Genomic DNA, 15,488 nt, shown 5'->3' on the forward strand with positions numbered 1-15,488 from the left:
GAGCCATTTGCGCTTTCAGATACAGTTTAGACGTCTTATCCGTGAGCTTCTTATAGAAGACGGTGTGGAGATAGAAGGTGCTGAACTTAAAATTCCGGTCGAAGACATGCTGGCTGATCAGATCACAAGCATCACGATAGTGATTCATAGTTTCCTGCATGGCTGCTGGTCCCGCAGTATCGTCTGGCGCGAACTTGATCTGCATTTTGAGTACTTGCGCGTTTTGCATACTGGCCTCCTTTAGTGGGAAAGTACGTTCTCATCCCCTGAAACCAGCATACCAGGTTGCCATAGCGAACAGTCAAGTCAAAAGCTCAGCGATTCCTCCCCCACTTATAGCGAGGCGTTGAAGTGGGGGAGGAATCGCTGTTTTTGGATGAAAACGTTGCATTTATTGGCCCAACAAGGTACGGTACAGAGGAATATCGTGAAATTTTGGAGGAGACAAAATGGCATTGCAGTTAATTGATTTACCCGCTGCGTTTGCGCCGGGGGTCGAAATTATGAATAAACGCCTGCAGTTAGAAGACACGCTGGCAGGCATTTCCATTCGGACGCAGCAAACCGGAGATAACCATTTAGTCGTGCACTTCAACGGCACCAGCGGCTCCATTAGTTATCCCACCCAAGCGGCCTTCTTCCGGGGACTGACGGCGCTGCACCATGCAGTGAAGCAGCACGCACTGTTGGATCTGAATGAGGCGGTGGAATTCAAAGAAGCTGGCTTGATGATGGACATGTCCCGCAACGCTGCTTTAACCGCAGCGGGGGTAAAGGATATGTTGGCGCTCAGTGCCCAACTGGGACTGAATTCGGCGTTGCTGTATATGGAAGATGTGTACGAAGTCCCGGCGTATCCATACTGGGGTTACCAACGCGGCCGCCTAACGCAAAAAGAGCTGAAAGAGATCGATGATTACGGAGCCGCATTGGGAATTGAAGTGATTCCGTGTATTCAGACGCTGGCGCATCTAATCAATCTGATGAAGTGGCCGTTCATGCATGACATTCGGGATACTACCGGCATTTTGCTGGTGGATGAACCGAAGACTTATGATTTCTTACGAACCATTATTCAGGCGGCGATGGCACCGTTCCGCACGAAGAAGGTGCACATCGGGATGGACGAGGCCCACGAACTGGGGCGGGGCGTGTATCAAGACCGCCACGGTTTGGTGGATCGTACGGAAATCATGCTGCATCATGTCCGCAAGGTGACCGAAATCACTAAAGAGTTGGGCCTGCACCCGATCATGTGGAGCGACATGTGGTTTGAGGCAGCCGGTTATGGTTATTACGATCCAAAAGTTCAGTTTTCACAAACACTCAAGGACCAAATTCCCGATGTGGATTTGATGTACTGGGACTACTACCATGCGGATCAGGATATTTACGACAAGCTGATTGCCAAACACCAGGAACTCGGTCGTCCCGTGAGTCTGGCCGTGGGTTGTTGGACCTGGAACGGGATTGCGCCGAACTATGGTAAAGCGCTGACCACCATGAACGCCGGCATGGCGGCGGCCAAGCAGGCCCATTTGCAAACTGTCTATGCCACCATGTGGGGCGATGATGGCGGTGAGACACCGTTTGCCTCAGCAATCTTGGCGATTCAAAACTTTGCGGAACAGGTCTATCATCCCGCTGTCTCTGATACTGAATTAGCGGATGCGTTCACCCGGTATCAGGAGAAACAGGCTGCCGATTATTTGACCCTGAATGAATTTGATCAGCTGCCGGACTTTACCCCCGGCAACCCGGATGCAGCTAATCCCAGCAAGATTCTTCTTTACGAAGACCTACTCAGTCCATTATATGGGGCCAATATGCAGCATACCGATTTACTGGGACATTATCGCCAACTGTCGCAAAAATTGGTGGCAATTAGTGCACAAAAGCTTGCTGATCCGCAAGCCCAGAATGTTTTTGCATTCTATACGCAACTCGCTCGGGTATTGGTGTTGAAATTGACGTTGATGCAGGCGATTCGAGAAGCCTATACCACAGACAATCGGGAAGAAATGAGTGAAGCGATGTCTGCGCTGACGGATCTGCATAGTGCGATCGTGAAGCTGCGGGATGCTCATCGGACTTGTTGGTTTGATCTTGACAGTCCATTTGGCTGGGAAGTCATGGATGTGCGGTATGGTGGCTTACTTAGCCGGATCGACACGGTGCAATGGCGGCTGCAGCAGTGGATTGATGTGCGGGTCGACACGTTGGCGGAGCTGGATGAGCCGCAGTTGCCGATGGGTGAAGTGACTAAGAACAGTGTGGGTCATGGCTTGTATGAAGAAATAACCACTGCTAGCAAATTAGGTGGGGTATAGATTTAAAACTGAATCACAAAAGGACCGGAGCGAGATTTCGAATCCTGATGAATGTAGTGCCAATGCGTAGCAATCGGAGGCTGAATGGGCTCAGCTGTGGAAACATCAACAATCTTGGCCTGGTCTTGGCCAAGATTGTATGATGTTAGGTGACTTTGAAACCGCGCTCCTCAGCGGGTTCAAAGCGCCGTCACAGCGTTCCAGCCCATTCAGCCGGAGATTGCGGAGCATTGGCACGGCACATCAGGCAAAATTTCGTTCCGACCCTTTTGACGTTTCTACGCCGTGGCCAAGGTTATCGTGTTTTCCATGTTTGTGTGCACAGGATTCATCGTCACCACTGCAGTTAATTGCTTTTGAATCTCTGGGTACAGTTGGTGGGTGATCATCAGGACGGTCAATTTGGGATCGGTGAGTAGGGTTTCTTCGATCTTTAGGGCCTGGTCTTTATCTAGACTGGCGGTGCCTTCGTCCATGAGGATGATTTGCTTATGCCGCAAGAAGCCGCGGGCTAAGGCTAAGCGTTGGCGTTGGCCGCCGGAGAATGTGCGGCCGTTTTCACCGACGCTGTTATCTAGACCATCGGGTAACGCCTGTACTTGGTCCCATAAGTCGGCTCGTTTCAATGCATCGATCAGCGCGGCATCGGGGTAGTCATCACCCAACGTCAGATTGTCGCGGACGGTGCCGGAGAAGATGTAGGGAATTTGGTCCAGGTACATGACTTGATCGCGGATCGCGGTGGTATTCAGATCGTGGTATTCTTGGCCATTCAAGGTCAAGGAGCCGCTGTAATTCGTTAACTTGCCGGCTAATAAGTTGAATAAAGTGGATTTGCCGCTGCCACTGGGACCGACGATGGCGTATTTGCCGCCCAGTTTGAACTGTTGCTGCATGTCTTGAATGATGGGGGCGTGGTCGTCATACGCGACGGTCAGATGTGCCAGCACTAAACCGCTGTGCAGCTGTGCATCCAGGGCGGCACCATCTTGTTTAGGCGGTACGGGCAGGCTGTTGTACTTGCTGAAGATGGCATTGGTACCGCGGACCATGGCGATCATACTGGCCAGGCTGGCCAAGGTGCCAAATACTCGGAAGGCCAGGTTGCCGGTCGAAATAATGATGCCCACCGGGACGATTTTGCGTAGTGCCAGTATCCCGGTGATAAAGATAATGCCGCTTTGTGCGGTAATATTCGTGATGTTTCCCAGCACGCCGGCAATGACTTGCACTTTGGCCTGCTTCACTTTTGCGGTGGCCAGCGGTTGTTGACCGTGTTTGATGGCTTGGACCAAGCGCTCCCGATGATTTAATGCCAGCAGAGTGTCAAACCCGTTAAGATGGTCATTGACCTTCTGCAAAAATGCGGCATTTTTCTCCGTGACTGCCATGCTGGTCTGGGCCATTTTCTTTTGTACCAGCAACGGCACGGCAATCATTAAGGCGGAGAACCCCAAGGTCGCAATGGCCAGTGTCCAGTGCAGGGCGATCAAGGTGATCATGGAAAAAATCGCGGTGAGGATGCTATCCAGCATGTTGTAGACGTTGGTAAAGCCTTGGGTCTCGATCTGGTTGACGTCATTGCTTAACCAGGAGCTGTAATCACTGGCCTGATGGGCGTGGTATTGATCGTAACGCAGCCGACTCAGCTTTTCCCCAATGTCCAGCCGCAGGGCACTGTCCATTTTCTGCATGATCTTGGCTCGCTGCACGCCGTTAATGTAATCGGCCACCAGCAGTACCGCGAATGTGGCGATGTCCCATAATGTCCATTTGAGGAAATCGTTGAAGTTAAACTTGATCAGCGCGTCGATCTCGGCGGCGGCCAACAGTGCAGAAATGATTGTCAGACCAGATTCAACAGCAGCGAAGAACACGTATAGTAAGTTGCTGAACCAGAATTTTTTGAAGTAATGGAACATAATTGCCATCCCCTTTTGTTGTTAAATTAAGAATACGGGGGATGGAGAGGGGATGCTGGTGAGTTTGCAGATATGCATATTGAATGTTAAAAATGTCTTGACCCGCGCTGAACCAGGACTGGGCCGCTCTTCCACCAACCTGGTCAAGCAGGTATGATAGACATATGAGGTGAATCGAAATGGCCAAAGGAAAAACCGAGTGGCGCCTGGCAGACGCGTTAAAGGAATATATGCAAACGACCCCCGTGGATCACATCACTGTGGGAATGTTGACGAAGCGGGCGCAGGTGACCCGTAACACCTTCTATTATCACTTTACGGACATCTATGATTTGCTGGGTTGGATTTACGAGCAGGAAGTGGTCACTCAGCTGGCGGGATATTTGAAAGTTGATCGCTGGCAGACGGCCTATTCTCTGATTCTGGATTACATTGCGGCGAATCAGCAATTTTGTCTGCAGACCTTTCATTCGGTGGCGCGGGATTTACTTGAGAATTTTCTCTACTCAGCGGCCAGCCAAATGGTTAAGGGGGTCGTGGAAGATGTCGATCCCCACGCCCCGGCGGCTCTGGAAAAAAGCATCGTCAACTTTTACGGTTGGGCCTTGGTGATGCAGGTGATTCAGTGGCTGCGAGACGACTTACAGGAGGCCCCTGCTGATGTGATCCACCGGGCGGAAATTATGTTGGACGGCAGTGTCCGCAATGCGATGCAAAACAGTCAGCAACATTAAGAAAGTGACAATTTTGGGCAAGTGCCCAAGGTTGTCTATTTTTTACCAATATTCGCGTATTAGAATGAAGTTGTTGAAGCGGTTGTAACCAGTTTCAAAAAAATCGCGCGAACCGTGAGCAAGCGCGTATCATAGAAGTGTCAGCATACGTTTTTAAAGCCGAAAGGAGTCTTTCAAAATGAAGAAGAAAACATTTTGCCGATTAGTATTCGGTGCCGCTATCGTAGGCGGCTTGGCTTATTTAGCTAAAAAGTCAGAATTATTCAGTGATGACGCAGCGGCCTATGCACCATTTGAACCGCGCCAGGAAAATGATTAGCAGAAAGCAGGGACATTCAATGGCAACAAAAACAAAAGCAATCATGATCGGTGCCGGCTTGGCCAACATGGCTGCGGCGGTGTACTTGATTCAAGAAGCCCATTGGGACGGGGATAATATCACCTTTTATTCCCTTGATGACCACGGCAGTAATGATGGTTCCCCAGTGACTGGTCAAACGGATGAATACTGGAATAAGAATCATCCGCTGGAAAACACCAAGGGTTATGTGGCTCGGGGCGGCCGGATGCTGAACTACCGCACGTATGTGGATCTGATGGATCTGCTGGATCGCATTCCCAGCGTGACTGAAGAGGGTATGACGGCAGCGGAAGATACTCGCGACTTTGACGCTAAGCACCGGACCTTCGACAAGGCCCGCTTGCTCCAGGGCGGTAAAGGGATCATCAACGGCGGCCACTTGGGTCTGAGCAACATGGACCGGGCACTGCTTTCTAAATTGGTCATGATGCCGGATTCTGAAGAAGAAAAGCTGGATAATGTGTCCATCGCCGATTACTTCAAGGACGATCCGCATATGTTCCAAACCAACTTCTGGTACATGTGGGAAACTACCTTTGCTTTCCGCATCCAAAGTTCTGCGCAAGAATTACGTCGTTACATGCACATGATGATTTATGAATTCACTCAGATCGAGCACCTGGTCGGCGTGAACCGGACGCGTTATAACCAGTACGAAAGCATCATGCTGCCGTTGATCAAATACTTACAGGATCAAGGCTGCCACATTGTCTTAAATCGCCGGGTCACGGACTTCGACTTCAAAGATACGCCGATGCAAGACGAAATCACGGTTACCGGTATTCATATGACGAATACAGAAACCGATGAAGCGGAACATGTCGATGTACCCGCCGACACCGCCGTTCTCTTCACCAACGGATCCATCACCGACTCCACCACCATGGGTGATTACGATACCCCCGCTGGTGAAAATATGGATTATGGTGCGGCAGCGTCTCTGTGGAAGAAAGTCGCAGAACGCTTCTACAATGTCGGTAATCCAGATAAGTTCTTTGCGGATCGCAATGCCAGCGAATGGACTAGCTTCACGCTGACCACCAAGAATCATTTGTTGCTGGACGAAATTGCCCGGATTACCACGCAGCAACCGGGTAACGCCTTGAACTCATTCCTGTCCACGACACCGATCACCGCATTGGGTCAACCGGATGTGAATATGTCCATCGTGGTCCACCACCAACCGCATTTCACGACGCAGAAGCCAAATGAATCCGTCATCTGGGGTTACTTCCTGTATCCGCGCCGGCACGGTGAATTCATCGACAAGCCATATATTGAAATGACCGGTAAGGAAATGGCGCAAGAATTAATTGGTCAACTATCCAAGGTCGATCCGGGTCCGAATAATATTAAGGACAAGGAGGACGACATTCTGGCCAGCATCATCAACAATATCCCGGTGCACATGCCATACGCCTCTGCGTTGTTCAATAATCGGGCTAAGAGTGACCGGCCGCTGGTCATTCCAGCCCATTCCACGAATTTAGCCTTTACGGGTGAATTCGCGGAGCAGCCGTTCCAGATGGTCTTTACTGAACAAAGTGCTGTCCGTTCAGGTGAGATTGCCGCGTATCACTTCGCGGGCATCCCCATGTCCCATCTGGTGAAGACACCGCGTTACGATAAGGACATTCCGACGCTGCTGCGCGCGACCAAAAAAATGTTTGAATAATTTTTCTCTTGAAACCAACACCGCTGCCAAAATTACAGCGGTGTTTTTGTCTGCTCATTTTTCGCTAGACCAATTGGCAAAGGCACGAACAAACGATCAGAAAAACCAAAAGATGCAAGAATTGTTCATCGATGTTGGCATATCATATTCTTATGGATATGATAAGGTAATATTGTGGATTAGTATCCAGTATGGTTGCTTACAATATACATCACTAAGCCAGCGTTCTGGGGGGAAATGGGAATGTTGAAAAATAGTAATCAGGATCATCATAGTCGAGACGTCAAACTGCACTACAAAATGTACAAGGATGGGAAGCGTTGGGTATTTGCCAGCCTAGCCGCTGTCAGCTTTTTTGTACTGGCCGGCAAGCCGCAGGCCATTCAGGCAGCGACGACGCAACCAGCCGTTGCCGATCGAGTGATCGTGACAAAGCAAGGGTCACACGAACCTGCGATCAGCAAAACTCAAGATAATCAGTCAACTGCGGCACCAGTTAAAGAACAGAAAGAATCAACGGATACAGCGGTCGCCAACCAGGCGGCGGTGGCTGCACCGATAGCGCCGCAAAAATTAATGACCGCCAATATAGGCACCAAGACAGGTTCTGAACAAGACAATTCGACTGTTGCCCAATCGGCCGCTCAAGCCGACACTGCGGCGGACTCTGCCAAGACGAAAGCTCCTGACCAAACTCAGCTCACGGATACGCCAGCGAAGACAGACTCCAAAGAAGCGGCAGCACAAAAGGATACACCAGTTAACACAGTAGTCCAAGAATCTGCCAAGCCAGTGGACGATAAGGACGCGGCCCAAACCGATCCTAAAGCCGATTCCCAAAAGACTGCCGATGATGACTATCAAACCGCTAAGGATAAAACGGATCACGCCAATAATCTCGCCGCCAAGGCCAATCAAAGTGCCGCGACCTTACAAGTCTTACTGAAAGATCCAAAACCCGGTGACCAAGCCTGGCTGACGAAGGTGAATGCTGCACTGGACGATCTGGCGAAGGCGGCCAATGATTTTACTGGGACCAAAGTCACGACGGCTGATGTCGTGGCGGCTTACGAAGCGGCCCTTAATAATTTGCCAAATCAGCCACAACCGAGTGCCATCGCCGGGGTTAAACTTGGCGACAAAGACGAGACCGCCACGCTAGCCAACTATAACAAGCTAGTCGATGCATATACTGCCCAGGTCAACACCATTCTGGCCAGAGTTAAAAATGGGGAAGCCAATTACGAGACTGCCCAAGCATTAGTGGCCGCTCAAAAGCAATTACAGGTGGCGGCGGATCAATTGAATACTGCGATTAAGCAAGCTGTGGATAGTGCCAACAAGGGCGATACCGCAGCAACCGAGCACGCCGTCACCGCTCCAGACACCACCGGCCACACACTGGATGATTATAAGAATGCCTATGATGACGCATTAACTGCGTACAATACCAACGTGACGGTTTACAACGACACCACGACGGATCCAAATCAAAAAGTTAATCCGGTGGACACGAATTCAAACACCGCTACGTCCGCCGATCCGACTAAGAATCCATCACAGAAGGATTATGACCAGTTTAAAGATGAGGTCACCAAGGCAGCCGCACAGAATAATGCACACAACCAATATGAAGTGGCCAACAAAGCTTACGATCAGGCAGAGGGCACCTATACAGGCTTAGGCAATGCAGTGGCGGATTGGCAAAATGCAGTTGTTCAATATAATGGGATAGTGGATGGCGTCAACAATGGCCAGAGTAATGAAGATACGCAAAAAGATTTACAGACGCATCAAAAAGCCGTTATGGATGCTCAGGATGCTTTAACTATCGCTGTCAAAGCGTTCCAGACCGACAATGACGCCTATCAGAGTGCACTTGCAAATTATCAAATTGCTCGCAAAGATTATGACAACAATACCGGACAAGCAGTCCAGCCGGTCACTGATCCAAACAATGATTGGAATCAATTCCAAGACAGCGTCACAAAATTGCAAAATGACTTTACGGGTGCTGGGGCGAATACAGTCCCGGCGATGAATGCGGCCATTATGCAAAAGAACAATGAGCAGTTTCAGGCGGCGCAAATGATTGGCACCGCCGCTAAGAACTTACAAGCAAAGATTAACCAAATTAATCAAGCCGCCGGTGATCAGCAAACAGCTGTGGATACATGGAACAAGTTGATCGATCAGGCTAAAGCCGATAAACGCTGGGCATTCTTCTATCCGCAACTGCATGATGCTGGCGATGACCTCACCAAGAAGGGTTACGCGTATATTGATGCGATCAATGGCACGACGACGTCGATCACCAGTACCCCTAGTGCAGCGGAATACGGCAAGACTTATCACAATGTTCAGGTCGGTAAGACGACGTTCAATTCGGATGCGGATATTGCCAAGGATGCCACGAAGGCTAGTTATACGTCCGTGGTCAATGCCTATCTCAATGCAGTCAACACTTATAATGCCACTGTGACTGATGCAAAGGATAAACTTAGCACAGGCGATCCCACGGATGCGGCCACCGTAACCAAGGATGTTAACGATTTAAAGAACAGTCTAGAGGGCACGAATGGCTTTTCTGTGCAATATCAGAAGCTGATTAAGACTTTGGCCGGTGTGGCGGCTGATCCGACACAAAATGCGCAAGCTCTGAAAACCTTGGCTGATCCCGACATATTAAGTACCGATGGTTCAATCGCACCTCAGCATCACTATACCGAAAACAAGACACAAACACTGATGGAAAATGTGATTCTTTCGTCAGGTTCTTGGGATGAAGTTTTGAAGTCAGACGATGACGATGCAAGCTTCATTCAGGGACAGACCATATACCCAGCGGAGTATACAGTGACCGACGATAGAGCCGCTCATCAGTTGTCAACGACGGCCCTGAAACAGGCTTTTGCGGGCCAATGGACCGATCCGGATTGGAATGCGACCGATTTCGCACTCCAGCCCACTTATACGAATACGAAGGATGGCAAAACATATTATTTAGCAGGCTATGGGATTTTTCAAGCAAGCAACGCAGCAGGTAGTTTGAATGGAACAACAACAAACCAGATCTATACATTCACGAGTACGGATGCAGAGCAAGAATTTATCAATAACGGATTGAAGCTTAGCGGCGATTCATCGCAAAATGGTTATTTGTTCTTTTATTACCTGCCTGAGACGGATTACAGTCAGTTAGTTCCCACCCCGACGCCCACTAAAGCCGCTACCGTGAATGGATTCAACACGCCCACCATGAAGTTAGCGCCGGTCACTTCCTATAGCACGGCCAAGGCAGTGCCTGGCCCTACCGTCGTCGACGGGGCAAACACCAATGGGCCAACATACCTAGCGGGCACAACGGTGAAACCAGACCTGCAACTGCCGGAGGCGACGGTTCAAGCACCGACGATGACATTGAATCAACCAAAAGCCCCGACACCGCCAATCACGCCCAGTCAGCCGAGCACCCCGAGTACACCGCTCACGCCAAGTAAGCCGGTCACTCCGAGCAAACCAATTACGCCAAGCAAACCCGTGACTCCGAGCAAACCAGTCACACCTAGCAAGCCGGTCACGCCAGGTAAACCAACCACGCCGAGTAAACCCGGTACGCCAAGTACACCCGGAACACCGGGGACCCCGAGCAAGCCAGGGACACCTGGTACAGCAAAAACACCGACGAGTGACTCGCAAACTAGCGATCACGCCGGCAACGAAGGCGGCCAAAGCGGCCAGTGGTCCAACCTGACCAACAAGTCTAGTCAGGCAGCTGGTGCACACTGGTCACTGCACAACTTATCGACGCTTCCAGGCCATCAGTCTGCTAACGCTGCGGGTCTTGCCACATTACCCCAGACGGGCGAGCACAACAGCACAGGGCTGATGATCGCCGGTGCGGTACTGGCCACCTTGTCCGTGGTCTTTGGCTGGATGGTAACGGATCGTAAACGACGTCGGGATTGATCACTCTTTATCCGATAAAACTGAGTGAAAGGGTCACCTAAATTATTCACCAATGAGAAAAACGAAGTCAGACTGAGAAAAGTCCGACTTCGTTTTTTCTTCCGGAAAATTTTGAAGGTTATTTCTTCAGCTTCGAAAACACCGCAGTCAAATGCCGGTATTTCGTATAGTCATTATTGGTAATCTGCGGATCAGTCACGATTCCGTCCAGTTGACTCGTATCATAGAACCCATAGAAGTCACGCCGGTTCAGCTTACTGTGGTCGGCCACGGCATACCGCCGCCCCGCATTGGTCAGCGCAATTCGTTGGGTTTCGCCTTCCTCAGTATTGGCATTACTCAATACTTGTTCGTCCAGCCCATTCACGCTGACGAAGGCTTTGTCCGTGCGCAGACGACGCAAGACTTCGTTTGCTAGGCTGCCAATAAAGGCACCTGATCGGGGCCGGTAGCGACCGCCAATCAGTTGCAGCGAGAAATGATCTGCCCGGGACTGAAAAGATTGGAACACGGGCAGGCTGTTGGTAATCACCCGGACATCCGTGGCGGTGATATATTCAGCCACCAGCTCGTTGGTGGTCCCCGGGCCGATGTACACGGTATCGCCGTCATGAATCATACTGCCAATAATCTTGGCGATGGCTGTTTTTTCAGACACGTGTAGGTTGCGTTTTTCCACTCGGGACAGTTCTGTCATTTGGTTATAGCGTTTGCTTTGTGCACCGCCGTGGATCCGAATCAGCAAGTTCTCCCCGGCTAATTCATCTAGGTCGCGGCGCACGGTCATGGCGGATACCCCGAGGTTCTCGCCAATCTCAGTGACTGTGACGATTCCTTTGCGATCCACTAACTCTCGAATCGTCAATAGTCGTTCTCTCTTCAGCATGGTGCTGTCCCTTTCCTTTCACGCTTGTGCAAAATTGTTAACAATGTCAAGTTAGCACAACTCATAAAGATGCACAAGCAAACAAATAGCAGTAGCGCAATGGTTAATGGAATTCTCGACAGTTGATCGACTGAGTTGCAAGGATATCACTTCATGACGCATTGAAATTTATTTCACATTGCTGTTTGCCAACCAATTAGCAACGCAGAAATGTCAGTGGTAAAATTCTATTTTTTCTCAGTTTTTACAAACATAATAATTCAAAACGCCTTATTATAGGCATTAATAAAAATGGTTTAGTAAATTGACCATTGACTTTTACTGACGTTCCTTTACAATGGGACTTGTCAGATGGAAGCGCGCCCATCTTCAAAAACAGTTTCTGATTGGAGGAAGTAACGTGATTAACGCTTTTCAGAAGCAAATCGAAAAGCTCCGTCCACTTTTTGAAAAAATTGCTTCAAACACTTATGTGTCAGCAATTCGAGACGGATTTATTGCAGCTATGCCGATCATCTTGTTTTCCAGTGTTTTTCTAATGGTTGCTTATGTACCCAATGCTTGGGGGTTTTACTGGTCAACCACTGTCACTAACAATCTAATGCTCGCTTATAACTATTCCATGGGACTATTGGCATTGTTCGTAGCAGGAACGGTTGCCAAAAATTTGACTGATGCTAAAAACTTGAATTTACCAAAGACAAACCAAGTCAATCCAGTATCTGTGATTATTGCAGCCGAAATTTCTTTTATTATTTTGGCAGCGCTACCGCTAAAAGCTGGTAGTGATTTGACATACATGGGTACACAGGGCTTGATCGCTGCGTACTTAGTCGGTCTGATTGTTCCCAATATTTACTATGTTTGTATCAAGAATAACGTCACCATTAAACTGCCTCCGCAAGTGCCCCAGAACATTTCGCAAACGTTTAAAGACCTTATTCCATTAACTCTTTCTGTTACTTCGTTTTGGGCGGTGACGGTAGCTTTCAAAACCTTTACCGGAACCAATTTACCAAAATGGATCATTCAGGTATTGTCGCCACTCTTCCGGGCGAGCGATTCTTATCTTGGCTTAGCGTTAATTGCCGGAGCCATGGCTTTCTTCTGGTTTTGCGGGGTTCAAGGTCCGTCGATTGTACAGCCAGCTGTTGTTCCAATCATGATTGCGAATACTGCTGCTAACTTAAAGCTTTATCAAGCCGGTCAACAGGCTTCGCACGTATTGGGCATGAACACCATGGATTACGTAATGAACTTTGGTGGGACAGGCTCGACTTTTGTCTTAGCTTACTTGATGCTTGGCTTAGCCCGTTCGAAGCAATTGAAGGCTGTGGGTAAGGCGGCCTTTATTCCGGGTACTTTCTCTGTGAATGAACCAGTTCTCTTCGGGACGCCCATCATCATGAATCCTGTGTTCTTTATCCCGTTTTTGTTAACACCGATGGTCAATATTGCAATTTTCAAGTTCTTTGTTTCTACGTTGGGTATGAACTCGGTGATGTATACCATGCCATGGACGATTCCAGGACCGATTGGTATTCCAATTTCCACTGGCTTTGCGCCGTTGTCCTTTGTCTACGTTGGGTTGATTCTGGTATTGGATTCCCTGATTTACCTACCGTTCCTACGTGCATACGACAGTGAGCTGCTGTCTGGTGAACAAGCGAAAGAAGCAGAATTGGAAAATACCGTAGTGGGAGAAAACGATGCTGTTGTCGCCACCACAGGAGCAGCGACTGATGGTGTAGCCCCTGAAGTTGCTACTCAAAGCGATGGACCAGCCCCGACGTTAACGAAGGATACTAATGTCTTAGTCCTTTGTGCCGGCGGCGGAACCAGCGGCATTTTAGCCAAAGCTTTGAACAAATTGGCGAAAGACCGCAATGTACCTTTGTCAGCTGCTGCCCGGGCGTATGGTCAAGATATGAATCTAATCAAAGACATGGATCTGGTGATTTTGGCCCCACAAATGGACAGTATGAAAGACAACCTGAAGAAGATCACCGACAAGTACGGCGTTAAGATGGTGACCACCACGGGTCGGCAATACATCCAATTGACGCAGGATGGTGACATGGCTCTGGACTTTGTGGAAAGAAATGTCGCCTGACATTTTGATTTCGCACAGACTTATTTATGAAAGGATTTTAACGCATGAAGTTTCCTAACGATTTTCTTTTTGGCGGTGCTACAGCCGCCTATCAAGTTGAAGGTGCGACGAAAGCAGACGGTAAAGGGCGCGTGCTCTGGGACGGCTATCTGGAAAAGCAGGGCCGTTTCAACGCTGATCCAGCATCGGATTTCTATCATCGCTACCCAGAAGACCTGGCTTTGTCAAAGCAGTTTGGCTTGAATGCCATCCGGGTATCCATTGCCTGGAGCCGCATTTTTCCAAAAGGTTATGGTGCAATTGAACAACGCGGGGTGGACTATTATCACAAGCTGTTTGCCGAATGTGCTAAAGATGGGATCGAACCGTTCGTGACCCTGCATCACTTTGATTCGCCGGAAAACATCTATGAAGATGGCGACTGGTTGAATCCGGCCAATATTGACCATTTTGTGGATTATGCCAAGTTCTGCTTCAAAGAATTTCCAGAAGTGAAATACTGGATCACAATCAATGAACCGACTTCTTCAGCCGTGCAACAATATGTGACAGGCACTTTCCCGCCTAACGAGAAGTACAATTTCCACAAGACTTTTCAAGCAGAGCACAATCTCAACTTGGCCCATGCGCGGGTGGTGAACGCCTATAAAGCGATGCACCTGGCTGGTCAGATCGGCATCGTGCATGCCCTCCAAACCGTTTATCCGCTTGATCCTGCGAGTGCGGGCGATCAACATGCAGCGGATTTGCAAGACACATTGGATAATCGAGTGTTCTTAGACGGCACCTTAGCTGGCCACTATCCCGATGAGACTTTGCAGTTAATGCGGGAGATTCTGGTTGCCAATCGGCAAGCTGATATTCAAATTTCAAACGCAGATGAGGCTGAACTTCAAGAGGCCGCTGATCAATTAGACTTCGTAGGCGTTAATTATTATTTCAGTAAGTTCATGAAGGCTTACAATGGTCCTTCCGAAACCGTGCATAACGGCACCGGGAAAAAGGGATCATCCATCTCCCGGTTGCAAGGCATTGGCGAATCTGGCTTGCGTCCCGGTGTGCCGGTCACGGATTGGGATTGGCCCATCTATCCGAAAGGTTTGTATGACCAACTGATGCGAATCCACCAGAATTATCCAAATATCAAGAATTTGTATATCACGGAGAACGGGCTGGGCCTGAAGGAGTCGTTATCCCCAGACCAGCACACGATTCAGGATGATAAGCGGATCGATTATATACAGCAGCACATGAATGCCATCTTGCAGGCGATGCAGGATGGGGTGAATGTCAAGGGCTACTTCATCTGGTCTCTGCAAGATCAATTTTCCTGGACGAATGGCTATAACAAACGATACGGCCTGTTCTACGTCGATTTTGATACACAGAAGCGGTATCCCAAGAAGAGTGCGTATTGGTTTAAGGAAATGGCGGAAACTCACACGGTGCCAGCGGCGGACGTGACCATCGCGAATCCGCTGTAACGGGCGATATGCGA

General features: G+C 49.3%; 9 protein-coding genes and 1 pseudogene. 7 read left to right on the top strand and 3 right to left on the bottom strand.

Annotated features, from left to right (window positions below; translation table 11 throughout):
- Positions 1–229: pseudogene (locus FD09_RS08170) on the bottom strand (hypothetical protein); the annotation flags it as partial.
- Positions 230–449: 220 nt separating this feature from the next.
- Here FD09_RS08170 and FD09_RS08175 point away from each other — a divergent pair.
- On the top strand, positions 450–2,330 hold the full coding sequence (locus tag FD09_RS08175; RefSeq protein ID WP_057820232.1) for a beta-N-acetylhexosaminidase: 1,881 nt from the start codon (positions 450–452) through the stop codon (positions 2,328–2,330).
- A gap of 278 nt (positions 2,331–2,608) precedes the next feature.
- Here FD09_RS08175 and FD09_RS08180 read toward each other — a convergent pair whose 3' ends face one another.
- Positions 2,609–4,261 (bottom strand): ABC transporter ATP-binding protein, encoded by a 1,653-nt coding sequence (locus tag FD09_RS08180; protein WP_083487681.1) that lies wholly within the window; start codon positions 4,259–4,261, stop codon positions 2,609–2,611.
- A 170-nt stretch (positions 4,262–4,431) separates the two neighbouring features.
- Here FD09_RS08180 and FD09_RS08185 point away from each other — a divergent pair, with 170 nt between their 5' ends.
- The 4 genes from FD09_RS08185 to FD09_RS08195 all read left to right on the top strand — a co-directional run bounded on the left by FD09_RS08185 (position 4,432) and on the right by FD09_RS08195 (position 10,991).
- Positions 4,432–4,986: a TetR/AcrR family transcriptional regulator gene (locus tag FD09_RS08185; protein ID WP_057820234.1), complete on the top strand. Its 555-nt coding sequence runs from the start codon at positions 4,432–4,434 to the stop codon at positions 4,984–4,986.
- Between the two features lie 178 nt (positions 4,987–5,164).
- A complete protein-coding gene (locus FD09_RS16265) occupies positions 5,165–5,305 on the top strand; it encodes a methanol dehydrogenase (RefSeq protein ID WP_157053730.1) in 141 nt (46 codons plus the stop codon).
- A 19-nt stretch (positions 5,306–5,324) separates the two neighbouring features.
- Positions 5,325–7,022 carry an oleate hydratase gene (locus FD09_RS08190; RefSeq protein WP_057820235.1) on the top strand — a complete coding sequence of 566 codons (1,698 nt, stop codon included), beginning with the start codon at positions 5,325–5,327 and terminating at the stop codon, positions 7,020–7,022.
- A gap of 243 nt (positions 7,023–7,265) precedes the next feature.
- Positions 7,266–10,991 (top strand): KxYKxGKxW signal peptide domain-containing protein, encoded by a 3,726-nt coding sequence (locus FD09_RS08195; protein WP_057820236.1) that lies wholly within the window; start codon positions 7,266–7,268, stop codon positions 10,989–10,991.
- Positions 10,992–11,109: 118 nt separating this feature from the next.
- Here the strand turns inward: FD09_RS08195 and FD09_RS08200 are convergent, their stop codons facing one another.
- Complete coding sequence (locus FD09_RS08200) at positions 11,110–11,877, bottom strand: DeoR/GlpR family DNA-binding transcription regulator (RefSeq protein ID WP_057820238.1); 768 nt, start codon at positions 11,875–11,877, stop codon at positions 11,110–11,112.
- 403 nt (positions 11,878–12,280) lie between these two features.
- Here FD09_RS08200 and FD09_RS08205 point away from each other — a divergent pair, with 403 nt between their 5' ends.
- Positions 12,281–13,990, top strand: a complete 1,710-nt coding sequence (locus FD09_RS08205; RefSeq protein ID WP_235812251.1) for a lactose-specific PTS transporter subunit EIIC — start codon at positions 12,281–12,283, stop codon at positions 13,988–13,990.
- A 44-nt stretch (positions 13,991–14,034) separates the two neighbouring features.
- Positions 14,035–15,474, top strand: coding sequence for a 6-phospho-beta-galactosidase (lacG, locus tag FD09_RS08210; protein WP_057820239.1), 1,440 nt, complete (start codon positions 14,035–14,037; stop codon positions 15,472–15,474).
- Positions 15,475–15,488 lie beyond the last annotated feature (14 nt).

The organism is Schleiferilactobacillus perolens DSM 12744, from assembly GCF_001435585.1.
Taxonomy (GTDB): Bacteria; Bacillota; Bacilli; order Lactobacillales; family Lactobacillaceae; genus Schleiferilactobacillus; species Schleiferilactobacillus perolens.

Excerpts from the sequence above, each read along its gene's own strand:
- FD09_RS08185 (WP_057820234.1), top strand. The coding sequence starts at position 4,432 with ATGGCCAAAGGAAAAACCGAGTGGCGCCTGGCAGACGCGTTAAAGGAA.
- FD09_RS08195 (WP_057820236.1), top strand. The coding sequence starts at position 7,266 with ATGTTGAAAAATAGTAATCAGGATCATCATAGTCGAGACGTCAAACTG.
- FD09_RS08200 (WP_057820238.1), bottom strand. The coding sequence starts at position 11,877 with ATGCTGAAGAGAGAACGACTATTGACGATTCGAGAGTTAGTGGATCGC.
- lacG (WP_057820239.1), top strand. The coding sequence starts at position 14,035 with ATGAAGTTTCCTAACGATTTTCTTTTTGGCGGTGCTACAGCCGCCTAT.
- FD09_RS08175 (WP_057820232.1), top strand. The coding sequence starts at position 450 with ATGGCATTGCAGTTAATTGATTTACCCGCTGCGTTTGCGCCGGGGGTC.
- FD09_RS16265 (WP_157053730.1), top strand. The coding sequence starts at position 5,165 with ATGAAGAAGAAAACATTTTGCCGATTAGTATTCGGTGCCGCTATCGTA.
- FD09_RS08180 (WP_083487681.1), bottom strand. The coding sequence starts at position 4,261 with ATGGCAATTATGTTCCATTACTTCAAAAAATTCTGGTTCAGCAACTTA.
- FD09_RS08190 (WP_057820235.1), top strand. The coding sequence starts at position 5,325 with ATGGCAACAAAAACAAAAGCAATCATGATCGGTGCCGGCTTGGCCAAC.